Source organism: Acidovorax bellezanensis (assembly GCF_025421555.1).
In the GTDB taxonomy this organism is placed as follows: domain Bacteria; phylum Pseudomonadota; class Gammaproteobacteria; order Burkholderiales; family Burkholderiaceae_C; genus Comamonas; species Comamonas bellezanensis.
In genome coordinates this window covers 432,769-453,917 of sequence record NZ_JAODYH010000004.1, presented here as the reverse complement: position 1 = coordinate 453,917, position 21,149 = coordinate 432,769, and the positions used below count along the sequence as shown (strand labels likewise).

18 protein-coding genes are annotated in these 21,149 nt (G+C 66.5%); 7 read left to right on the top strand and 11 right to left on the bottom strand.

Annotation, left to right across the window (positions count from 1 at the left end; genetic code table 11):
* Positions 1 to 9 precede the first annotated feature (9 nt).
* From N0K08_RS10280 to N0K08_RS10270, 3 genes are read right to left on the bottom strand one after another with little or no spacing between them, the layout of a single operon-like run.
* Positions 10 to 1,305 (bottom strand): TolC family protein, encoded by a 1,296-nt coding sequence (locus N0K08_RS10280; RefSeq protein WP_261500181.1) that lies wholly within the window; start codon positions 1,303 to 1,305, stop codon positions 10 to 12.
* Positions 1,292 to 4,396 carry an efflux RND transporter permease subunit gene (locus tag N0K08_RS10275; RefSeq protein ID WP_261500180.1) on the bottom strand — a complete coding sequence of 1,035 codons (3,105 nt, stop codon included), beginning with the start codon at positions 4,394 to 4,396 and terminating at the stop codon, positions 1,292 to 1,294. The genes N0K08_RS10280 and N0K08_RS10275 overlap by 14 nt, the downstream gene beginning before the upstream one ends.
* A gap of 17 nt (positions 4,397 to 4,413) precedes the next feature.
* Positions 4,414 to 5,532, bottom strand: coding sequence for an efflux RND transporter periplasmic adaptor subunit (locus tag N0K08_RS10270; RefSeq protein ID WP_261500179.1), 1,119 nt, complete (start codon positions 5,530 to 5,532; stop codon positions 4,414 to 4,416).
* A 946-nt stretch (positions 5,533 to 6,478) separates the two neighbouring features.
* Between N0K08_RS10270 and N0K08_RS23240 the strand changes: the two genes are divergently transcribed.
* Positions 6,479 to 8,086, top strand: a complete 1,608-nt coding sequence (locus N0K08_RS23240; RefSeq protein WP_315967994.1) for a methyl-accepting chemotaxis protein — start codon at positions 6,479 to 6,481, stop codon at positions 8,084 to 8,086.
* A gap of 85 nt (positions 8,087 to 8,171) precedes the next feature.
* On the opposite strand, the gene N0K08_RS10255 is transcribed toward N0K08_RS23240, so the two are convergent.
* The 6 genes from N0K08_RS10255 to N0K08_RS10230 form a co-directional block, all read right to left on the bottom strand.
* Complete coding sequence (locus N0K08_RS10255; protein WP_261500178.1) at positions 8,172 to 9,542, bottom strand: YadA family autotransporter adhesin; 1,371 nt, start codon at positions 9,540 to 9,542, stop codon at positions 8,172 to 8,174.
* 26 nt (positions 9,543 to 9,568) lie between these two features.
* On the bottom strand, positions 9,569 to 11,818 hold the full coding sequence (locus N0K08_RS10250; RefSeq protein ID WP_261500177.1) for a phosphocholine-specific phospholipase C: 2,250 nt from the start codon (positions 11,816 to 11,818) through the stop codon (positions 9,569 to 9,571).
* A 54-nt stretch (positions 11,819 to 11,872) separates the two neighbouring features.
* Complete coding sequence (locus tag N0K08_RS10245) at positions 11,873 to 12,034, bottom strand: hypothetical protein (RefSeq protein ID WP_261500176.1); 162 nt, start codon at positions 12,032 to 12,034, stop codon at positions 11,873 to 11,875.
* A gap of 62 nt (positions 12,035 to 12,096) precedes the next feature.
* Complete coding sequence (gene phnE / locus N0K08_RS10240; protein WP_261500175.1) at positions 12,097 to 13,089, bottom strand: phosphonate ABC transporter, permease protein PhnE; 993 nt, start codon at positions 13,087 to 13,089, stop codon at positions 12,097 to 12,099.
* The gene (gene phnC, locus N0K08_RS10235) at positions 13,086 to 13,919 is read right to left on the bottom strand and encodes a phosphonate ABC transporter ATP-binding protein (protein WP_261500174.1); all 834 of its coding nucleotides are present in this window, start codon (positions 13,917 to 13,919) and stop codon (positions 13,086 to 13,088) included. Before phnC ends, phnE begins: the two co-directional genes overlap by 4 nt.
* A gap of 11 nt (positions 13,920 to 13,930) precedes the next feature.
* Complete coding sequence (locus N0K08_RS10230; protein ID WP_261500173.1) at positions 13,931 to 14,863, bottom strand: phosphate/phosphite/phosphonate ABC transporter substrate-binding protein; 933 nt, start codon at positions 14,861 to 14,863, stop codon at positions 13,931 to 13,933.
* A gap of 174 nt (positions 14,864 to 15,037) precedes the next feature.
* On the opposite strand from N0K08_RS10230, the gene N0K08_RS10225 reads away from it, so the two are divergent.
* The gene (locus N0K08_RS10225) at positions 15,038 to 15,856 is read left to right on the top strand and encodes an HAD-IIA family hydrolase (protein WP_261500172.1); all 819 of its coding nucleotides are present in this window, start codon (positions 15,038 to 15,040) and stop codon (positions 15,854 to 15,856) included.
* Here N0K08_RS10225 and N0K08_RS10220 read toward each other — a convergent pair.
* Positions 15,843 to 16,751, bottom strand: a complete 909-nt coding sequence (locus tag N0K08_RS10220; protein WP_261500171.1) for a MurR/RpiR family transcriptional regulator — start codon at positions 16,749 to 16,751, stop codon at positions 15,843 to 15,845. The two genes, N0K08_RS10225 and N0K08_RS10220, sit on opposite strands and share 14 nt — an antisense overlap.
* 122 nt (positions 16,752 to 16,873) lie before the next feature.
* On the opposite strand from N0K08_RS10220, the gene N0K08_RS10215 reads away from it, so the two are divergent.
* Entirely contained in the window at positions 16,874 to 18,004 is a 1,131-nt protein-coding gene (locus N0K08_RS10215; RefSeq protein ID WP_261500170.1) for an esterase-like activity of phytase family protein, read from the top strand.
* A 5-nt stretch (positions 18,005 to 18,009) separates the two neighbouring features.
* On the opposite strand, the gene N0K08_RS10210 is transcribed toward N0K08_RS10215, so the two are convergent.
* Positions 18,010 to 18,888, bottom strand: coding sequence for a LysR family transcriptional regulator (locus N0K08_RS10210; RefSeq protein WP_261500169.1), 879 nt, complete (start codon positions 18,886 to 18,888; stop codon positions 18,010 to 18,012).
* A 108-nt stretch (positions 18,889 to 18,996) separates the two neighbouring features.
* Between N0K08_RS10210 and N0K08_RS10205 the strand changes: the two genes are divergently transcribed.
* The 4 genes from N0K08_RS10205 (at position 18,997) to N0K08_RS10190 (ending at position 21,132) form a co-directional block, all read left to right on the top strand.
* Entirely contained in the window at positions 18,997 to 19,332 is a 336-nt protein-coding gene (locus tag N0K08_RS10205; RefSeq protein WP_261500168.1) for a DMT family transporter, read from the top strand.
* 3 nt (positions 19,333 to 19,335) lie between these two features.
* The gene (gene mdtI / locus N0K08_RS10200; protein WP_261500167.1) at positions 19,336 to 19,665 is read left to right on the top strand and encodes a multidrug/spermidine efflux SMR transporter subunit MdtI; all 330 of its coding nucleotides are present in this window, start codon (positions 19,336 to 19,338) and stop codon (positions 19,663 to 19,665) included.
* A gap of 168 nt (positions 19,666 to 19,833) precedes the next feature.
* Positions 19,834 to 20,592 carry a hypothetical protein gene (locus N0K08_RS10195; RefSeq protein WP_261500166.1) on the top strand — a complete coding sequence of 253 codons (759 nt, stop codon included), beginning with the start codon at positions 19,834 to 19,836 and terminating at the stop codon, positions 20,590 to 20,592.
* 39 nt (positions 20,593 to 20,631) lie between these two features.
* Positions 20,632 to 21,132, top strand: a complete 501-nt coding sequence (locus tag N0K08_RS10190) for a nucleoside 2-deoxyribosyltransferase (RefSeq protein ID WP_261500165.1) — start codon at positions 20,632 to 20,634, stop codon at positions 21,130 to 21,132.
* The last annotated feature ends 17 nt before the right edge of the window (positions 21,133 to 21,149 follow it).

Here is a 21,149-nt window from a genome sequence, read left to right as displayed (position 1 = left end):
TCGCCAGGCTTATCCCCCTATCAGGGGGAGTTGGCCGCGCGCGGCATCCAGCTCCCACTGGGCCTGCCAGACGCGCAGCGTCAGATCCAGGTACTCCTGCTGGTGCTCGGCGACCGAGCCCATCGCATCCAGCCATTCCAGGATGGAGCTCTGGCCGAGGCGGTACGAATCCTGGGCCATCTGGCGCAATGGCGCAAGCTGGGTCAGTCCGCGCGACTCGTAGGTCTGCAGCGTCTTGCGCAGCAGGTTGCGCTGACTCAAGGCCTGCTGCAAACGCTGGCGGGCCAGTTGCTGCGCGGCGTCTTCTTCCAGCACGGCCTGGTCATGCGCCAGCTGGGCGTGTGCCACGGCGCCTTGCTTGCGGTCAAACAGCGGCAGCTCGACCGAGATGCCCACCTGGTTGTAGCCGTAGCGGGAGCCATCGGTGCGGCCGCGCACGCGGCTCACGCCGACGGTGGGCGTGGGCAGGGCTTCGCGGGCCTGCTGGCGCGTGAACTGTTCGGTCTGCACCACCTTGGCATGGGCGGCCTGCAATTGCGGCAGCAAGGGCTGGGCGCTTTGCCACATGCTCTCCAGCGACGGCTCCTCACTGGCGGGCTTGACAGTCGTGACGGGCAGCAGGCTGCCCAGGGCCTTGGGCGCCCAATGCGGCTGGGCCAGCAGCTCCGCCAGCGCGGAACGCGCAGCCAGCACTTCGGATTCCTGCTGTTCCAGCTGGGCCTGTAGCTGGGCCAGTTGCAGGTCCACGCGGGCGCCGTCGTATTTGCTGCGCGCGCCCAACTCGATCTGTCCGCGCACCACCTTGGCGGCCTGCTCCAGCTGCTCCATGGATTGCTGCTTGGCGGCCAGCTTTTCCTGGGCCACCAGCAGCGTGGCAAAACGCTGGGCGGCCTGGCTCAGGATGTCCTGGGTCTGGGCCGCTCGGTCGGCCTGGGCGGCGGCGGCGGCCAGCCGGGCGGCTTCGGTGCGCATGGAAATCTGGCCGAAGATGGGCAGGGGCTGCTCGACGCCAAATTCCTTTTCATCGGGCTTGCGCCCATAGTGCACGCTGGGGTTGGCCCAGGTGGACGCCGTGCGGACATCGGCCTGGTCCATGCCCTGCTGCAGCGGCATGGCGCGCAGTGCCGGGTTGTAGTTGCGCACCAGGGACAGGAACTCCACCAGGCCCAGGGATGGCGGCAGGCGGGGGGCGCTGGCCTGGGGGCCGACGGCAGCGGCCCCAGGGGCCTCCACACTGTCTGCGGCCAGGCAGGCGCCTGCCGCCATGAGGGCGACGGCAGCCGCTATGGTTTTAATGGATTTCATCCAACTCGTCCGGTTTCTTCAAGGTTTTAGGGCCCAGCCAGGCATAGAGCACGGGCAGCAGCACGAGCGCCACGAGAGGCAGTATCAGCATGCCGCCGACGATCACGGAGGCAAAGGGGCGCTGGGTTTCACTGCCCACGCCGGTGGACATGGCCATGGGCAGCAGACCCAGCAGGGCCAGCATGGCCACCAGCAGCACCGAACGCATGCGCTCGGCCGTGCCTTGCACCAGCGCTTCCATCAGCGGCATTTCCTGGCGCCTGAGGGCTTCGACCGAGGAAATCACCAGCAGGCCGACCAGTGCCACCTGGCCGAGCAAGGCGATGAAGCCAATCGCGGCACTGATGGACAGCTCGATGCCGGTCAGATGCAGGGCGGCAATGCCGCCGACCATGGTGAAGGGCGCGCACAGCAGGATCACGAAGGAGCTGCGTGCCTGGCCCAGTGCGGCAAAGAGCAGACCGAAGACGATCAGCAGCGACAGCGGCACCACGATCTGCAGGCGTTTGGAGGCCCGCTGCTGGTTTTCCCACTCGCCGCCCCAGACCGCCTGGTAGCCTTCGGGCACCTTGACGTTGGCCTTGAAGGTGGCCAGCGTGTCTTTCACCACCGAGCCGATGTCCCGGCCTTCCACGTTGAACTTCATCGCCATGTAGCGGATGTTGTTCTCGCGGAAGATGGAGGCATTGCCGATCTTCACCTGGATGTGACCCACCGAATGCAGCGGCACCGAGCCGCCGTTGGGCGTGGGGATGGCGATGTCGCGCATGCTGGCTTCGTCCATGCGGTTCACATAGGGCAGGCGCACGCGGATGGGCACGCTGTGCTCTCCTTCCCACAGCGTGGTGGCCACGTCACCGGCCAGGGCCAGCTCCAGCGTCTTCTGCGCGGTTTCCATGGCGATGCCTTGGCGGGCCAGGGCGGCGCGGTCGAATTCCACGTGCAGCTGGGGTGCTGGCGCATCGCGGTACAGGTCCAGATCCACCACGCCGTCGATCTTGCGCACATGGTCCATGGTCTGCTGCAGCACGGCGCGCAGTTGCGGAATTTCCGGGCCGAACACCTTGAGCACCACCTGGCCGCGGGCGCCGGAAGTGGATTCCTCCACGCTGTCGCGGATGGGTTGCGAGAAGTTGAAGGCCACGCCCGGAATCGCGATCAGCTGGCCGCGCATCTCTTCGATCAGCGCGGGCTTGGTCAAGCCCTTGCGCCATTCCTTGAGCGGCTTGAGGCGGATCAGCACCTTGGCCATGTTCAGCGTTTCGTTGTCGGTGCCCGATTCAGGGCGGCCCTGTTCGGAGCTGACCGAAATCACTTCCGGGAACTTGCGCACCAGGCTGCGTACTTCGGCCAGCACTTCCTGGCCTTTTTCCAGCGAAATCGAGGCCGGCATCTGCACCAGCACATAGGCGTCGCCTTCGTCCAGCTCGGGCAGGAACTCCGTGCCCAGGCGCGAGACCGACAGGCCGGCGACGGCCAGAATGGCCACCGCCACCAGCACCACGACGCGCTGGCGTGAGACCAGGCCCAGCGTGCGACGAATCCAGTGCTGGTAGCCATGGTCCATGCGCTCGAACACCGCCGGCTCGGCCACCATCACATGCTTGGGCTTGAGCAGCAGCGCGCACAGCGCTGGCACCAGACCCAGGGCGAACACCAGGGCACCCAGCAGCGCGAAGCTGTAGGTGATGGCCAGGGGGCGGAAGATGCGGCCTTCAATGCTTTCCAGCGAGAACACGGGAATCAGCGCCGCGATCACGATGGCCATGGCGAACAGCGTGGGCTTGGCCACGGCAATCGCCGAGTCGATGATGATGGCGCGCATTTCGCGCTGGTTGCTGGGCTTGCGCAGGCGGGCGTTGCGGATGATGTTTTCCGCCAGCACCACGGCGCCGTCGACCATGATGCCGAAGTCGATGGCACCCATGGAAATCAGATTGGCCGGCATGCCCAGCAGGTGCAGGCCGATGAAGGCCACCAGCAGCGACAGCGGAATCACCGTGGCCACGATCAGCGAGCCGCGGATGCTGCGCAGGACCAGCCACAGCATGCCGATGATCAGGCAGGCGCCGAACAGCAGGTTGTGCTGCACCGTGGCCAGCGTGTGGCCGACGAGATCGGAGCGGTCGTAAGTGACGTCCATCTGCATGCCTTCGGGCAGCAGACCGTGGTTGAGCTGCTCCACTTTTTCGTGGATGCCGTCGAGAACCACCGACGGGTTCTCGCCGCGCTTGAGCAGCACGATGCCTTGCACCACGTCGTTTTCATCGTCCATGCCCACCGAGCCCTGGCGCGGCGTGTGCGACTGGATCACCGTGGCCACGTCGCCGATGGTGATGGGGCCGCCGCCGCGCATCTGCACCACCACATCCTTGATGGACTGGGGCGAGCTCAGCAGGCCGATGCCGCGGATGATCAGCGACTGCTCGCCCCGGCGCAGCAGGCCACCGCCCACGTTGCGGTTGGACTTTTCCAGCGCGTCGGTCACATCGGTCAGGGACAGGCCCAGGCGGTAGAGCTTCTCGGGATCCACTTCGACGTGGTATTCCTTGACGAAGCCGCCGACGCTCACCACATCGGCCACGCCTTGCACCTGCTTGAGCACGCGCACGATGTTCCATTCCTGCTCGGTGCGCAGCTGGTCCAGCGTATGGCGATCGCTCTTGAGGTGGTAGTAGAAGATCTTGCCCAGCGGGGTGTAGTCGGGCGCCATCTCGGGCGTCACGCCCGGGGGCAGATTGGCCTGCGGCAGGCGCTGGGCCACTTCGGCCCGGGCCTTGAAGCTGTTGGCCTGGTCATTGAAGACCAGGTTCACCATGGACAGGCCGAAATAGCTTTCCGAACGCAGCGACACCAGGCCGGGCGTGCCGTTGAGCTCACGCTCGAGCGGCAGCGTGATCTGGCGCTCGACCTCTTCCGGCGCCAGGCCCGGGGCCTGCGCGATGATGCCGACCTGGACATTGGTCACGTCCGGGTAGGCTTCAATGGCGGTGTGCAGATAGGAGTAGATGCCGTAGATGGCAATGAAGATGGTGGCGCACAGCACCACCAGACGCCGGTGAACGACGAAATCAATAAACGCGCGCAGCATGTTGTGAACCGCTTTTCTTACAGCAGCTGGCTGGCGGCGCCATCCAGCAACAAAGCGCCGCGCACCACGATGCGCTCACCGCTGTTGAGGCCCGAGACCACCGGCACCCAGCCGCGCACGGGCGGGCCCAGTTTCACGTCGCGCATCTCGAACGCATGCTCGGCGGTCTGCACGAACACCACGCTGCGGTTTTCATCCTTGATCAGCACGGCGCCCATGGGCACCATCATCTGGGCCGAGCGTTCCACGACGATGCCCACGCGCGCCTGCATGCCGGCGCGCAAGCCTTCGGGCAGGGCGCCGGTCAAGCCCAACTGCACCGGGGCACGGCGCGATTCGGCATTCACGACGGCACCGACTTGCACCAGCTTGGCGGACAGCGGCGTGGACTGGTTGGGCAACTCCACCTGAGCGGCGTTGCCGGCTTTCAGGCTGGACAGGTCGGCTTCGAACACGTCGGCCACCACGCCCAGCGATTGCGGGTTGCCGATGGCAAACAGCGCGGCGCCGGCTTCGGCCAGCGCGCCCATGCTGGCCTGGTGCTGGGCGACGACGCCGGCATGCGGTGCGCGCACCACGATGCGGTCGCCGCCATCATTGCCCAGCAAGGCCGAGGTGCCGGCGGCGCGCGACAGCTCCTGCGCGGCTTCCTTGCTGCGGGCCAAGGCGGCACGCAGCTCCATGTCGGTGCCGACGCCGCGCGCGCTCATGTCCTGGTGGCGCTGCAGTTCGGCCTTGGCCGTGTCGAGCGCCAACTGGGCGGCCCGCACTTCGTGGCGCATGCGCAGGGCATCGGCACTCACCAGCGTGGCCAGCGGGGCGCCGGCCTTGACGGTCTGCCCCAGCTGCACATGGATGGCGACGACGCGGCCTTGGGCCGGCGCCGCCACGGTGTCGATCTGTCCTGGTGGATATTCCAGGCGCGCGGGCGACCACAGCATCTGGCCGGATTGCGGCGCCTGTACGGCCACCACCTCCAGCATGCGCATGGCGGCCGGGGCGACCGTGACGGCCTTCAAGGCCGCAGGGGGGGCGCTGAACGCGGGAGCCGCACACAGGGTGCTGGCCAGCAGGACTGCAACGCGGTGGCGCTGGAGCCAGGCGGGCAGCGCAACATAGAAGGAAGAGGGGACCATATCTCGCATGCGTGGGCTTTCGCTGTGAGGTGCAGGCAATGGAGCGTCCTGCACCCGGATCATCGTGGGGATGATAGAAAGCCGGTCTAGCGCGCGGGATGAACTTTAGATGACGGTTTGGTAAGGATGGGACGAGGCGCTGAGCCCGGTTCCCGGGCCCGCAGGACGGGCAGATCGCTGCAGCGCATCTGCGTTCCTGGCGCAGCTCCCGGAGCTCTTGCGGCGCCAGGCCTCGTTCGCCCCGGGCCGGGTCTTCGGGGCAGGGCCGGCAGCATGGCGCCGGCGTTGGCGAGCGCAGCACCTGTCTGCATATACAGTCGATTGGGCGTCATTTCCCGTCGGACGGCGCAGGCTGCCTTATTTTTGAGCATCCGCCGCAAAGCCAGCACTGGCGCGGCTTGCGGGAGTTGTTCAGGCAGTTGTTCACAAGTTTGGACGCGGTTTGCGGGGATAAGCCCAGGTGCTTTTCCGGGCCAGGCCTTGTGGCGCCCTGCTGACCCATGAGACCGCGGCGGAGCACTGAGGTCCGCTGGCAAGCGGCATCTGACTTGAAATTGCTTGATCCAAGTCAATGAGGATAGGCGTTAGTAGCCTGTTTGGATGGAGCTTGTTACGTTTGTGAAATAATTCTGACATCGATTTACATGTGCAACGGAGTGAGTCCTTGCGTCAGGAGTTTTTCGCCGCGCCGCAAGGCTGGACCCCAGCCGGCCGCGCAGCTGTCCAGAACAGCGCTGCTCGCGCCGAGGGCGCCAGTCCGATCTCCCGTTCGCCCGCCATGACGGCGAACGCACTGCCTCCATAAATCACCAGGGCCAGGCCCACCACCACCGGTTTTGACGGCATCGCCGCTGGCCCGCGCGCGGGCAGCGGCGTCCTGCGCCTGCGCATCCTGCGGCATCGCCGTCGGCGAAACAGTTATCTATCCACTTCCTCTGCAAGACCCGTGAAATATTTCCAAAACCTCCAAATAGGTACGCGGCTGACCATCATGCTCAGCCTGTTGATTCTGATCACCATCGCCATTGGCGCCGAAAGCGCGGTGAAAGCCTCCTCCGTGCAAAGCGCGCTGGAAGACATCACCCAGCGGCGCATGGTGCTGAACGAACATTTCAATGACCTGCGGCAGGAAGTGAATCGGCAGGCGCGTTACCTGCGCAACATGGCCTTGCTGACCCAGCCCGAGCAGATCCAGGCCGAGCGCGATGCCATCGCGGTGTCGCGCCAGAAAACGACCGCGCTGTTTGCCCAGTTGGACCGGGACGTGCACACGGCCAGGGGCCGGGAACTGCTGACCCAGGTGGCCGCGGCCCGCGACCAGTTCGTCAAGGGCGTGGACCGCTATTTCGAGCTCATGGATCAGGGCAACAAGGAGGACGCTGTCCAGCAACTGATCAACGGCCTGCGTCCCGTGCAACTGGCCTATCTCAGTATCCTCAATGAGTCCATTCAATACCAGGTGGGCGCGGCCAAGTCTTCTTCCATTGCAGCGGTGGCGCAAGTCGAGGCCTTGAAGCTGAACATGGCGGTGGCGACCGGGCTGGCGATGCTGATTTCGGTGTTGCTGGGTACCTGGATCGTGCGCTCCATCACCCGCCCCATCCAGCAGGCCGTGGAGGTCGCGCGTGCCGTGGCTGCCGGCCATTTGCACACGGCCATAGACGTCAAGAGCCGCGACGAGGCCGGCCAGCTGCTGCAGGCCTTGCAGGAGATGCAGGCGGGCCTGACCGGCGTCGTCGGCACGGTGCGCAGCGGCTCCGAGGCCGTGGCCACCGCCAGCAGCCAGATCGCCCAGGGCAACAGCGATCTGTCGCAGCGCACGGAAGAACAGGCCAGCGCGCTGGAAGAGACGGCCGCCTCGATGGAAGAGCTGTCTTCCACCGTGCGCCAGAATGCCGACAACGCCCGCCAGGCCAGCCAGCTGGCCCAAAGCGCCTCGGGTGTCGCCGTCCAGGGCGCGGATCTGGTGGTCCAGGTGGTCAATACCATGCGTGGCATCAGCGATTCGAGCAAGACCATCAGCGACATCATCAGCGTGATCGACGGCATCGCTTTTCAGACCAATATCCTGGCGCTGAACGCGGCCGTGGAAGCCGCGCGCGCGGGCGAGCAGGGCCGCGGTTTTGCCGTGGTCGCGTCGGAAGTGCGCAGCCTCGCAGGCCGCTCGGCCGAGGCCGCCAAGCAGATCAAGACCTTGATCACCGACAGCGTGCAGCGCGTGGCCCAGGGCAACCGCCTGGCCGACCAGGCGGGCAGCACCATGCAGGAGATCGTCGCCAGCATCCAGCGCGTGACGGACATCATGGCGCAGATCAGCGCGGCCAGCAGCGAGCAAAGCCAGGGCGTGTCGCAAATCGGTGAAGCCATCACCCAGATGGACCAGGTGACGCAGCAGAATGCGGCGCTGGTCGAGGAAATGTCCGCGGCCGCCAACAGCCTGCGCAGCCAGGCGAGCGAGCTGGTGCAGGCCGTGGCGGTGTTCGATCTGGGCGCGCAAGGCGCGCGTGCCGTGCCTGGGCCCGCAGCCCTGCCCGCGCCGGCCGCGTCTCTGTGACCCATGGCGCCAGCGCCCTCCGCAGCCCAAGCCACTGGCGTGCTCCCGCAAGGGGGCGCGACACAGTCGCTCAGGGCGGCTGGTTTCAGTCAAACACCCCGGTGAATGCCACCCGGGAGACCGCGCCCGAGCTGCTCAGGCCGACGCCGGCGGTGACGCTGTAGCGGCCGTCCTTGAAAGTGTGGCGTACCGAAGCGCCGACCGCGCTTTCGCTGCGGTAGTTGCCCATGCCCACGGCGTAGCTGGTCTTGCCCGGAACCAGCGGCGCGGCTTCCATGGCCGCGACGCCGGCAATGCCGGCATAGGCGCGGCGGCGCGTCTCATGCAGTTCGCTGCGCAGCGCGGCCGTCGCCATGTCGCTGTGCTGCATGGCCTGGCCGACCATGCCCTGGACCTGGCCCAGATTGGTCGCATCCGTGGCTTCGCTGGCGGCGGCCACGCCCGTGATCTGGCGCTGGCCCACGGCCACTTCGCCGTTCGAGGACTGGGCCTGGGCGAGGCCGGCGGCCTGGTAGCTGGCGAGCGCGCCGCGGCTGGTGCTGCTGCCCGCGCCCAGGGCGATGCTGCTCGCGTGCGTGGCCTGGGCACCGGCGCCAAGCGCGATGGCGCCCGTGGCGCTGGCCCGTGCGCTGCTGCCGATGGAGACGGCGTCATCGGCGCTCACATAGCTGCCGGCGTCGTTGCCGATGGCCACGTTGCGCTGGCCTTGCACATGCTGGCCGGCGGCCTGGCCCAGGGCCATATTGCCCGTGCCGACCACGCCTTGGCCCGCTGCCGTGCCCAGGGCCTGGTTGTGATTGCCCTGCACGCCGCTGCCCGCGCCCTGGCCGAGCGCAAGATTGGCCGTGCCGTTGACGCCGGAGCCTGCCATGGCACCCAGGCCGACGTTGTTCGCGCCGGTGACGTTGGAGCCGGCATTCGAGCCCATGGCCAGGTTGTCGTCGCCCTGCACGCGGTTGCCGGCGTTGGCGCCATGGGCCTGGTTGCTGTTGCCGTCCACATTGCGGCCGGCGTTGCTGCCATGGGCCTCGTTGAAGGAGCCGGTGGTGTCGGTGCCGGCCCAGAAGCCGGAGGCGTTGTTGTAGTTGCCGGTGACGTTGCGGCCGGCGCTGCGGCCGAAAGCCTGGTTCCAGCCGCCGACCACGTTGTTGCCCGACTCGTAGCCTATCGCCTGGTTGGCATTGCCGCCCGAGACGTTGTTGCCCGCGGACTGGCCGATGGCGAGGTTCCAGTCGGTGGCGACGTTGTTGCCGGCGTTGCCGCCCATGGCCTGGTTGCCCTTGCCCGTGATGTTGGTGGTGCCGGCGTTGTTGCCCAGCCCCAGGTTGTTGCGGGCCGGGTCCCATTGCATGGGGGGCGGAGTCTGGGCCACGGCCAGGCCGGTGCCCAGGGCAGTCAGCAGGGCCAGGGCCAGTGGGTGTGTGCGCGCCGCGGCGCGGGAAATAAGGTGTTGCATGACGGTGTGCTGGTTAGGTCGGTGGGTCAGGCCTGCAGGTGCAGTGCCATGGCCGGGTCGCTCAGGCCGTTGCGGCCGGTTTCGACGCGACCGGCGAAGCGGCGCTCGAAGTGCGCCGCGGTGACGCTGAAGTCGTACCAGTGGGCGCTGCGGGTCAGGTCCCAGTGCTGCTCGGCCGAGCCGTTGGCGGGCACTGTCAGCGTCCACGGGCCTTCGCTGAAGTAGGCGTTGGCGCTGATGCTCACCTGGCCGGCCGCGTCGCCGCGGTTGTGCACCTTGAGATAGACGTTGCCGGCCGCGGGGTCGTAGCAGACCTGCACTTCGGGGCGAAAGCCCGCCTGGGCCCACTGCAGGCTGTTGCCCTTGAACGTGCGCACAAAGCCATTGCTGCCGTAGACCCAGAGGTCGTAGTCACCGTTGTCGGTGGCGGCGCTGCGCCAGTAGTCGGTGAGCGACTTGCCGGCTTCCACCGTGTAGCGGCGTGGAATCAGGTCCAGGTGCAGCTTGTCGTAGACGTGGAACACCGCGCCTTGCGCGCCGGTATTGGAGAACAGCAGCTGCAGCAGTCCGCCGGCTTCGGTGCGCGCGCTGGTGTGCAGCTCGTAGGGCAGGGCGCGCGAGAAGCGCGTGCCGGTTTCCTGGAACAAGGGCTGGGGCGTGGCGGGCGCGGTGGTCACGGGGCCCGTGGGCAAAAGCCGCTGCGCCGCATTGATCGCCGGATAGTTGCTGGTGTCGGGCAGCTTGGGGACGACGGGATCGTTGGGGTGGACGAAGTCGAAGCAGGAGGTCAGGTCGCCGCAGACGGCGCGGTGCCAGGGGCTGATCGCATCCACCGTGATGCCGAAGCGCTTCTCCAGGAACATGCCCATGGAGGTGTGGTCGAAGACCTGCGAGCTGACCCAGCCGCCCTTGCTCCACGGCGAGACCACGTACATGGGCACGCGCGAGCTCAGGCCCCAGGGGCGGGTGGTGCCGCTGACGGTGTCGGCGGCCGTGAGGTATTTGCGCGCCGGGTCGGAGAAGTAGTGGCCCTCCAGCGGCACGGTGGACTTGCCCATCAGCTGGCCGTCGGCGTCATACGAGGGCACGGCGGGCATCGCCAGGTGATCGAAGAAGCCGTCGTTCTCGTCGAAGGTCACGAACAGCGCCGTCTTGCTCCAGACCGCGGGATTGGCCGTCAGCGCGGACAGCACGTCCGAGATGAAGTCGGCGGCGCCGCTCACGCCTTCCTTGCTGCCGGGATGCTCGGCCAGGTCCTGCGTGGGCAGGACCCAGGAGACCTGGGGCAGCGTGTCGTTCATCACGTCCTGCTGCAGCTGGGCGAGGAAGTTCACCGCGCCGTCGGCCTTCTCGGGGCCGCCGGTCAGGCCGCGTTCATAGATGGGCGAGCCCGGCTGCGCGGTGCGGAAGCTCTCGAAGGCCAGGCCGCCGTGCATGGCGCCCGTCCAGTTGTTGTTCATGTTCTGGTAGATGTGCCAGCTGACGTTGGCCTTTTGCAGCAGGTCCGGCAGGGTGTCCCATTGGAAGCTGTTGTTGACGTATTTGTAGTTGGGCACTCCCGTGGACGGGTCGACCTGGCCCGAGCCGTCGGCCTGCTGCGCCCGACCCGCGACCCAATTGGACGGCTTGGGCCAGCAGCGCGAGTTGACCGGCTCGGAGTCGGTGTCCGTGCTGTTGATGCCTTGCTTGCGCAGTTCCGGGTTGAAGTTGGAGCCGGACATGAACACGATGCGGTTCGGATCGGTGCCGGTCAGCACGGAGCAGTGGTAGCCGTCGCACAGCGTGAAGGCATCGGCCAGCGCGAACTGGAACGGAATGTCTTCGCGCAGGTAAAAGCCCATGGTCGCCTGGTTCTTGAACTGGATCCAGCGGTCCATCTTGCCCTGGCTCCAGGCCGCTTGCTGGTCGGGGAAATTGTGCGGCGTGCCCGAGCCGATCAGTGCATTGGCGATGCGCGAGTCGCGGCGGAAGGGCGGGATGTCCGGGCCCCCTTTGGGGTTGGGCTGGAAATACACCGGCTTGCCGCTGGCCAGCGGAATCGGGAAACGGTCGCCGAAGCCGCGCACGCCGCGCAGGGTGCCGAAGTAGTGGTCGAAGCTGCGGTTTTCCTGCATCAGGATGACGATGTGCTTGACGTCCTGGATGGTGCCGGTCTCTACGGCGGCCTCGATGGCCAGGGCCTTGCGGATGGCCGGCGGCAGCGCTGTCAGCGCCGTGGCGGCGCCGAGCGCGCCCGCGGAGGTACGAAAGAAGTTGCGGCGTTGGATATCGGTCATGGGATGGGACTGGATAAGGCGGAACAGGTGGGAAGGGCGGCAGGCGGGTCGCGCTCAGGGCGCGCAGCGCAGTTGTGGCGGCTGCTGGGGCGTGGTCGGGACTTCGGGTCCGGTGGGCGGCGTGGTCGTGCCGCCGTCGTCGCCACCACAGGCGGCCAGGCTGAGCAACAGGGCGCTGGCACACAGGCCATGCAAAAGACGGGATGCAAGCTTCATCGCGGAAATCCTCGATAGGTGGGGGAAGAAAGGGGGAAGGGGAAAAACGGGAGGCAGCGGCTTCAGGCGAAGCGCCTGCGCAGGCGGGCGGCGATCTGGTCGAGCAGGAACACCGTCACGAAGATGGCCAGCAAAATGGTGCCGACATGGGCGTACTGGTACATGTCGTAGCGGCCCTTGAGCTCCTGGCCTATGCCGCCGGCACCGACCAGTCCGACCACGGTGGCCATGCGCACATTGCGGTCCAGCACATACAGCGTGTAGCCGATGAATTGCGGCATGACCTGCGGCAGCACGGCATGGCGCATCACCTGCAGCGGGCTGGCCCCGATGGCGCGCAAGGCCTCCTGGGGCTTGTCGTCGGCGGTCTCTATGTCCTCGGCGTAGAACTTGCCCAGAAAGCCCGCGCCATGCAGGGCCAGGGCCAGCACGCCGGCAATGGGCCCGAAGCCATAGGCCAGCACCAGCAGCAAGGCGCTGACCAGTTCGGGAATGGCGCGCAGCGCGCTCACCAGTGCGCGGGCCAGGCTGTAGCAGAGCCGGTTGGGGCTGTAGTTGGTGGCGCTGAACCAGGCCAGGGGCAGGCTCAGCAGCACCGCCAGCAGCGTGGCCCAGAGGGCGATTTCCAGCGTTTCGCCCATTTTCAGCAGCACATGCCACAGGTAGCCCAGCGGCTCGACCAGCACTTCGCGCTGTGCCTGCTGGGTCTCCATCTGCAAGGTCTCGGGGTTGAGCCGGGGCTCGTCCACGCTTTCGCGCTCGATGAAGGCAAAGGGCGGCAGCTGCTGGCGGTCGAAGTTCTCGATGCGCGAAATTTCGGTGCGCTCGGACACCTGCAGCGGGAACATGTTGCGCCCTATGCTGGCCATGCCGGTCGACACCTGGGAGCTGTCGCGCAGGCCCACGGCGGCCATGAGACCTTCACCCGTGAGCTGCAGCATGCGGCCGATTTCGACGCGCTGGCCGGTGAAGCCGCAGACCGCGAGCACCAGCAGCAGGGTCAGCAGCGTGCGCAGGCCGTAGGGCGCGGGGATTTTCCAGGCGGTGGTGCTCATGCGGCCTCCAGCGTCGGTGCGTGGGGGAAGGCCGCGTGCGGCGGCGGGGGGCTGGGGCGCGCGGGTCGCGGCGCGTCGCCGCGGCGGTACAGCGCCTGGGCCGTGGCCGCGTCGAACGCGGCCGGCGGTCCGTCGAACACCAGCACACCGTCGCGCAGGGCGACGATGCGGTCGGCGAAAGCGCGCGCCAGATCCACCTGGTGCAGGCTGCACAGCACCGTGGTGTCGCGCTGGCGGGCCTGGGCGCGCAGCAGCTCGAGCACATCGTGGCTGGCCTGGGGGTCGAGGCTGGCGACCGGCTCATCGGCCAGCACCAGCGGCGGCGCCAGCATGAAGGCCCGGGCAATGCCCACGCGCTGCTGCTGGCCGCCCGACAGCGCGCTGGCGCGACGCGTCAAATGCTCAGGGCGCAGGCCCACGGCTTCGAGCAGCGCGCAGGCCTGGTCCTGCAGCGCGGCCGGGTACAGGCCCAGCAGGCTGCGCCACAGCGGCAGCCCGGGCAGGGCGCCGGCGAGCACGTTCGCCGCCACCGTGGCGCGCGCCACCAGATTGAACTGCTGGTGGATCATGCCTATGCGCGGGCGGATCTGCGCCAGGTTGCGGCGGGTCACGGCCTGGCCGGCGAAGCGGATGCTTCCCTGGCTGGGTTCGACCAGACCGTTGGCCATGCGCAGCAGCGTGGACTTGCCGGCGCCCGAGCTGCCCAGGATCACGCAGAACTGGCCGCGCGGGATGGCGAGCGAGACCGACTTCAGCGCCTCGGTGCCGTCGGCGTAGCGCATGGCCACGGCGTCGAACTGCAGCATGGGCGGCGGGGAAAGAGAGGGCATGGGCGCGGACATCAGCGGGCCGCGGCCTTCTTCAGGACTTCGCCCTTGAGCGCGTCCGTCAGCATGGCCAGCTTTTCGCCCGCCACCTTGAATTCGGCCTCCGAGAAATTCGTGTCGAAAGCGTCGACTTTCTTGCCGCCGTAGCCGCGGATCATGTCGGGCGTCACGCCCGGCGCCTTGTGCACGCTGGCAAAGGCCGACTTGATCTGGGCCTTGAGCGGCTCGCTGAGCTTGGAGTTGAGCGCCAGCGGCGGATTGGGAATGGCGATGCTTTTGGCCACCACCTTGATCTGCCGGGGATCGACAGCGCCTTGCTTGACGGCTTTTTCGTAGGAGTCGAACGACAGCGCCGCCACATCGACCTGGCCCTGGGTGAGCGCCGCCAGGCTGTTGGCGTGGCTGCCGGTCATGCGGATGGCTGCCAGGTCCTTGACCGGGTCCATGCCGGCGTCCAGCATCATCGCCATCTGGAACGTGAAGCTGGAGGCGGAGTTGACGTCGCCAAAGGCCATGCGTTTGCCTTTCAGATCCTGCAGCGTCTTCACCGGCGAATCGGCCTTGGCGAACATGCCGGCGTAATAGGTCGAGGTACCTTTTTCCACGGTCACCGCCAGCAGCTGCGCGCAGCCGCGCTGGTGGGCCTGGACGTAGGCCACCGGGCCGAGAAAGGCAACGTCGGCCAGCTGGTTGCACATGCCTTCGACCACGGCGCCGTAGGACTGGCCCACCTTGAGGTCGAAGTGCAGGCCGGTGGTGCGGGCGATGGCGTTGAAGACCGGCAGATAGTCGGCCTTGGTGCCGCTTTCCGTGCCGCCATCGGCGGGGATCAGCAACACGCGCAGCGGCCGTTCCTTGGAACTATCAGCGACGCCTTGGGCGTGGGCCGGCAAAAGGGCGGCAGCGCCCAGGGCGAGCGCAGCGGCGGCGGTGAGGAGTTTCTTCATGTCGGTGTCTCTTGCAATCGGTGGATGAATGGGGGCGATGACGAGGCAATAGTAGGAAACGGATATGACAGAGAAATGAATTTGAATCAATTTTTTTAATAAATTGATTGAGACAAACTCAATAGAATGGAGCGCAGCACTGGATGGCCGGTGCCCATCGCACACATCAAATCCATGAACACTGAGAGCGCGGCCCACCGCCTGGCCCACACTGCCGCCGCACGCCTGGCACAGGCAGAGCACCTGATCGTCGACCTGGACGGCACCCTGATCCGAGAGCACGAAGTGCTGGCGGGCGCGGCCCAGCTGCTGCAGCGCTTCGACGGTCGCTATGTCGTCGTTTCGAACAACTCCACCCATTCACCCGACAGCCTGAGTCGCAAGCTGCACCGCATGGGCCTGAAAGTGGCGCCGCAGGCGCTGGTGCTGGCCGGCGAGCAGACCCTGGCCTATCTGCGGCGCGAACATCCCAAGGCGCGCATCTTCCTGTCCGGCAGCCGGGCCTTGCAGCAGATGGCGCAGGCCATGGGCTGTGATCTGGTGCGCGACGAGGCCGAGGTGGTGGTGCTGGCACTGGACCCGCATTTCAACGTCGCGCGCCTGACGCACATCGTGAATCAGCTGCGGCGCGGTGCCTTGCTGGTGGTGGCCAATGCCGATGCGACGCATCCGGGGCCGCGGGGCAGCGTGGTGCCGCAGACCGGCGCCCTGCTGGCGGCGGTGCGCACGGCCAGTGGCGTGGCGCCGCACCGCATCATCGGCAAGCCCGGCCCGCTGCTGCTGGCCGAAGGAATGCGCCGGCTGTCAGCGCGCGCCGATGGCTGCGTGCTGATCGGCGACAACCCCGACACGGACGGCCTGGGCGCGCGCGCCATGGGCATGGCCTGCATTCTGGTGGGCGCCCATGAACGTGCCGATGTGCCGGAGCTGGCCGCGCTGTGGCGCCCGGCGGTGGTGTCGGGCGCCGCTGAAAGCTGTCTCAGTAGCGTTTGAGCGACAGCACGTCAAACGTCTTGCGCAGGGTCTCGACGGATTTTTCGTAGTCGCTCAGTGCCAGGCAGGCGATGAGCGCGTCGATGATGGCCAGTTGCGCGAGCCGGCTGGTCATGGCCTCGGTGCGGAAGTTGGTTTCGCGCGCCATGGTGAACAGCGTCAGGTCGGAAAAGGCCTGGAGCGGCGACTTGCCGAAGTTGGTGATGCAGATGGTGGTGGCGCCGGCTTCCTTGGCCAGGCGCGTGGCCAGCACGGTCTCGTGCGTGCTGCCCGAATGGGAAATGGTCAGCGTCACCACGCCGGGGCCGGTCAGCGCCGCGCTGATCGCCTGCACATGCGAGTCCACCACCACTTTCACGTTGAGGCCTATGCGCAGCATGCGGTAGTGCGCGTCCTCGGCGATGGTGGCGGCACTGCCGATGCCGTAGATCTCGATGCGCTTGGCCTTGCGCAGCAGTTTCACCGCCTGCGCCATCGCGGCCACGTCCAGCGAAGCCTGCGTGTCCTGCAGCGTCTGCACATTGCTCTGGAAAATCTTGCGCACCGTGGTTTCCACCGAGTCCTGCTTCATCAGGTCTTCGTGTATGAACTGCACGGGCTGAACCAGCTCCTGGGCCAGGGTGATCTTGACCTGCTGGAAGCCCGTGGCCCCGAGGTTCTTGCACAGGCCGACCACGCTGCCTTCGCTGGAGCGGGTGCGCGCCGCCACCTCGCTGACCGACATGTGGACCACTTCCTGCGGATGCTCGGCAATGAACTGGGCAATGCGCTGGCCCGCGGGCCCGAGCGAAGGCCAGAGGGAGTCGATGCGCGCCAGCACCGCGGCCAGCGGGGCGGGCGTGGTGTCGTCGCCCGTGGGTTTGGCACGGCGGGAGGCCGAAGGAGTGGGTTTCATTGCTGCAGATTATCCCTGCGCTGTGACGCGGCCAAGACGCTGGCATGGATAGCTGCATTTCTCTCATCCGCATGTCATAAAGCGCTTCTAGGCTCGGCGGTTTCAACGGAGCAATGCAAACCATGCACAGTATTCACAGGCAGGTGGCCCGCGGCATCGCCGCCATGGCCCTGGCTCTCGGTCTTGTGGGGTGTGGCGGTGATGACGGCGCGGAGATCGCCGGGCTGCGCCTGCTCGGCGACTACGCCATCCCGACGGGGACGCTGTTCGACGGCGTGGAGTTCGGCGGCATCTCCGGCATTGACCGCGCGCCCGACGGCAGCTACTGGGCGATTTCGGACGACCGCGGCGGCGAGCGCGGCGCGCCGCGGTTTTATTCCCTGTCCCTGGATTTCGACGCCACGGGTTTCAAGCGCGTGGACATCCGCAAGATGGTCTATCTCCAGGGACCGGATGGCCAGCCCTTGCCCGGCACGGCGCGCAGCGTGGACCCCGAAGGCATTCGCCAGGCGCCCAACGGCAACCTCTATGTTTCCAGCGAAGGCGTCTACACCAGCCCGGCCCGGCGCATTCAGCCGTTTGTGCGCGAATTCACCACCGGCGGGCGTTTCGTGCGGGCGTTCGAAACGCCGGCGGCCTTCGACTACGTGGACAGTGCCACCACGGGCGGGCGCAGCAACAAGCTGTTCGAAGCGCTGGCCGTGACGCCGGACGGCACGCTGTTCACCGCCAATGAAGATGCGCTGGTCCAGGACGGGCCGCTCAGCTCGCTGACCGCCGCCAGCGTGGTGCGCGTGCTGCGGATGGACGCCGCCAGCGCAAAATCCACGGCGCAGTATGCCTACCCACTGCCCAGGATCCCGGTCGACAAGGCCGCGGGCGGCAGCTTTTTGCCGGACAACGGCCTGGCCGAGCTGCTGGCCGTGAGCGACCAGCATTTCATCGCCGTCGAGCGGGCCTATGCCGATGGCGTGGGCAATACCATCCGCCTGGTGCTGGCGACGATCAACGCCGACACCACCGATGTCCAGCACCTGCCCAGCCTGGTCGGCGCGGCCTACCGGCCCATGCAGCGCAGACTGCTGCTGGAAATGCCCATCGTCTGGCAGGGCGTGAAGCTGGACAACATCGAAGGCCTTGCCTGGGGGCCGCGCCTGGCCAATGGCCACCGCACGCTGGTGCTCGTGGCCGACAACAACTTCTCCGCCAAGCAGGTGACGCAGTTCATCGCGCTGGAAGTCCTGCCCCGCTAGCGGCTTCAGGCCGGGATCTGGCGCAGCAGTTCGGTGAAGCGGGCCTCAATCCAGCCGGCCGGCCGACTCGGTTGCCAGCCCTGGCACCACAGCATGCGCACCGACAGCTGCGGCAAGGCCAGCGAAGGGCAGTCGAGCTGCTGCAATGGCTTGCGGTACGTGTCGTCGGTGGCGATGTTGACCGGCAAGATGGCCCAGCCCAGGTCGTCGGCGACCATTTCGGCCAGGCTGTAGAAGCTGTCCGAACGCCAGACCTGGGGACTGTAAGCGGTTTCATGCACCTCTTCGGCGTGCAGTATGAGCTGGCGGTATTGCACCAGGTCCTTGCGTTGCACGCTGTGCAGGCGGGTCAGCGGGTGGCCGCTGGGCGCGAACAGGCCCTGGGGCACGGTGCCTATGTGGCGCTGGTCAAAGCGCGCGGAAATCGTTCCGCGCACGAAGTGGATGGCCATCTGGGCGCGTTCCTGATCGACATAGTCGGTCACTTCGGTGGCCGTGCCGTTGAGCCGCGTCAGCTCCAGGTTGGGAAAGCGCTGGGCGATCTCCCGTATCAGTGCGTTGACGGCCGTGTACGGCAGCGCCTCGTCGAGCGCCAGGGACAGCTTGGCTTCGTCGCCCGCGCTCAGCGACTGGGCGCGCTGGTCCAGCGACTGGGCCTGGCGCAGCAGCTCGCGCGCTTCGAGCAGCAGCAGCGCCCCCGCATCGGTCAGTTGCGCATTGCGCCGCGAGCGGTCGAAAAGCGCCAGGCCCAGGTCGGCTTCCAGCAGGGCGATGGCGGTGCTGACCGCGGACTGGGCCTTGCCCAGGCGGCGCGCGGCCTCGCTGAAAGAGCCGCTGTCGGCGGTCAGTACGAACTGGCGAAGTTGGTCCAAAGTCCATTGCATGGCGTCACACTATCTAAAAAACAGATGGATGTAAACTTTTTCAATCAATGAAGAGCTTGGAGAATGCATATATCGCCGTGCACAGCCATGGCTTCTTCAAGGATTTTTATGGCTTTACGCCCCTGGTTTTTTCTGCTCGCAGCCGTGGCTGCCGAGATCGTCGGCGTCACGGCCATGAAGCTGGACGCGCAGCATGGCTCCTGGGGGGCACTGCTGTTCATGTACGCCATGGTCGGCCTGTCCTTTTTCCTGCTGGCGACCGCGATGGAGCAGATTCCCATGGCCGTCAGCTATGCCACCTGGGAAACGCTGGGCCTGGGCGCCGTGGCCTTCATCGGCTACCGCTTTTTCGGTGAAAGCATAGGGCCCATGAAGCTGCTGGGCCTGGCCGTGCTGATTGCCGGCGTGGTGCTGGTCAACGCCGGCGGCCAGGCGCAGGAGTGAAAAATGCAAAACGCACTCTTTGTTCACTATGCCTACATGGCGCTTGCCGTCCTGCTGGAAGTCGCCGCCAACATCTTCATCAAGTCCTCGCAGGGCTGGCGTAAAAAAACCTGGGGTGCGCTGGGCATCCTGTGCATTCTGGCTTCCTTTGCGGCGCTGTCCCAGGCGGTTCAAGGCATCGATTTGTCGATCGCCTATGCGCTGTGGGGCGGCATGGGGATTGTGCTGACCGCGGCCGCGGGTTGGGTTTTCTTCCGCCAGGCCCTGGGTCGCGCCGGCTGTATGGGCATCGCGCTGATCGTGGCTGGCGTGGTGCTGCTCAAGCTGTCCTGAGCGCCCGGCCGGGCTGCGGCGCGTGCTTGCATCCATTTGATAGCTGGAACCTATTGATTTCTGAGGTTACTTAGTCTGTGTGGGCGCTTGCAGCACAGCTCACCCAGGCGCAGTCCTCTTTCCGTTCCATACCTTGCTTGCAGAATCATGATGATCAACCGCACAGCCATGAAAAACCATTCGAACCAGCGCCCGTCGTTTGTGGGGGCCATGCTGGCCGCGATGCTCCTGCTGACGGCTTGTGGCGGCGAGTCCGAGGTGTCCACGCCCGTCACCGGCTCCGGCGTTGCCAGTGCTTCAGGCGCCTCGGACGCAGGCAGTGGCTCCTTCACCGCGTCCACCTTCACTTCGGAATTTCGCAACGCCGCGGGCTCCATGGGTGCCATCGAGACGCGCACTGTGTCCCGTTCTTCCGGCGCTGGCAGTTCCGTGCAGGTTTCCAAGGCGGTCCGCCTGAGCAACGCTGCCGGCGCCACGCGAACGCATGACTTCGACCGCTATTCCCAAGAGCTGGCGGGCAAGAAAATGGCCGAGACCGCGAATCTGGGAGGTACGGGCTATGCCAGCGCCGCCTTGACGTCCTTGCTGCAGGCGGTGGACGGGAAGTCCCTGGTCGATCATCTGGAGATGTTCTGGCAGCAGTCCAGCGATGCGGCGCAGACCCTGGCCGCGGAAGATTTCATCCATCTGGTCCTGGGCGCCCATGCGGGGACAGGCGCGGTCACCACCGAACTGGAGGCGTTTTTGCAGAGCTTGCGGAAATTGCCGGCATTCCATGCCATGGGCCAGGAAAAAGGCGATGCCCAGTCCATGGATGGGCAAAATGCAGCGCATGCATTTCTGCTGCAGCTGTCGGATACCTTTGGTCTTGCGGCGCTGCCGGGCGCGCTGGCCCAGGCCCGGGAGGTGGCTGCAGCGGCTGACTGACTGCAGGCCAGGCATGGCCCACTTCAGCACAAGGAGTTCATGTTGAAAAGTGTTTATCTCGCCGGGCCGGAAGTTTTCTATCCCGAGGCACGGCAACATGGGCGGCGCATGCAGGCCGTCTGCGCCGAACAGGGCTTAGCGGGCCTGTTCCCGCTGGATGCGGAAATTCCCGCCACGCCACAGGGCCAGTCCCTGGCCATTTACCAGGCCAATCGGGCGCTCATAGACCGGGCCGATGCGGTGGTCGCCAATCTGCGGGATTTCCGGGGGTTCGAGCCCGACAGCGGAACGGTGTGGGAAGTCTCTTATGCCTTGGCACGGGGCAAGCCCGTCGTGGGCTACTGCCCCACGGCGGCCACGATTGCCGAGCGCTTGCAGGCCAGCCCGCATGGCCGGCTGTTTGACGCGCAGTGCGCCGTGGAGAATTTCGGCCTGCCGCTCAATCTGATGCTGGCCCACAGCCTGACGGCGATCGCCTATGGCAGCGAAACCCATTTCGCGGGCCTGAAAGCGGCCCTGGCGCAATTGCAGGGCATTTAGGCGGCGAAACTTTAGCG

Bases quoted from the DNA above. Each gene is read 5' to 3' on its own strand.
- N0K08_RS10280 (WP_261500181.1), bottom strand. From the start codon at position 1,305: ATGAAATCCATTAAAACCATAGCGGCTGCCGTCGCCCTCATGGCGGCA.
- N0K08_RS10275 (WP_261500180.1), bottom strand. From the start codon at position 4,396: ATGCTGCGCGCGTTTATTGATTTCGTCGTTCACCGGCGTCTGGTGGTG.
- N0K08_RS10270 (WP_261500179.1), bottom strand. From the start codon at position 5,532: ATGGTCCCCTCTTCCTTCTATGTTGCGCTGCCCGCCTGGCTCCAGCGC.
- N0K08_RS10255 (WP_261500178.1), bottom strand. From the start codon at position 9,542: ATGCAACACCTTATTTCCCGCGCCGCGGCGCGCACACACCCACTGGCC.
- N0K08_RS10250 (WP_261500177.1), bottom strand. From the start codon at position 11,818: ATGACCGATATCCAACGCCGCAACTTCTTTCGTACCTCCGCGGGCGCG.
- N0K08_RS10245 (WP_261500176.1), bottom strand. From the start codon at position 12,034: ATGAAGCTTGCATCCCGTCTTTTGCATGGCCTGTGTGCCAGCGCCCTG.
- phnE (WP_261500175.1), bottom strand. From the start codon at position 13,089: ATGAGCACCACCGCCTGGAAAATCCCCGCGCCCTACGGCCTGCGCACG.
- phnC (WP_261500174.1), bottom strand. From the start codon at position 13,919: ATGCCCTCTCTTTCCCCGCCGCCCATGCTGCAGTTCGACGCCGTGGCC.
- N0K08_RS10230 (WP_261500173.1), bottom strand. From the start codon at position 14,863: ATGAAGAAACTCCTCACCGCCGCCGCTGCGCTCGCCCTGGGCGCTGCC.
- N0K08_RS10225 (WP_261500172.1), top strand. From the start codon at position 15,038: ATGAACACTGAGAGCGCGGCCCACCGCCTGGCCCACACTGCCGCCGCA.
- N0K08_RS10220 (WP_261500171.1), bottom strand. From the start codon at position 16,751: ATGAAACCCACTCCTTCGGCCTCCCGCCGTGCCAAACCCACGGGCGAC.
- N0K08_RS10215 (WP_261500170.1), top strand. From the start codon at position 16,874: ATGCACAGTATTCACAGGCAGGTGGCCCGCGGCATCGCCGCCATGGCC.
- N0K08_RS10210 (WP_261500169.1), bottom strand. From the start codon at position 18,888: ATGCAATGGACTTTGGACCAACTTCGCCAGTTCGTACTGACCGCCGAC.
- N0K08_RS10205 (WP_261500168.1), top strand. From the start codon at position 18,997: ATGGCTTTACGCCCCTGGTTTTTTCTGCTCGCAGCCGTGGCTGCCGAG.
- mdtI (WP_261500167.1), top strand. From the start codon at position 19,336: ATGCAAAACGCACTCTTTGTTCACTATGCCTACATGGCGCTTGCCGTC.
- N0K08_RS10195 (WP_261500166.1), top strand. From the start codon at position 19,834: ATGAAAAACCATTCGAACCAGCGCCCGTCGTTTGTGGGGGCCATGCTG.
- N0K08_RS10190 (WP_261500165.1), top strand. From the start codon at position 20,632: ATGTTGAAAAGTGTTTATCTCGCCGGGCCGGAAGTTTTCTATCCCGAG.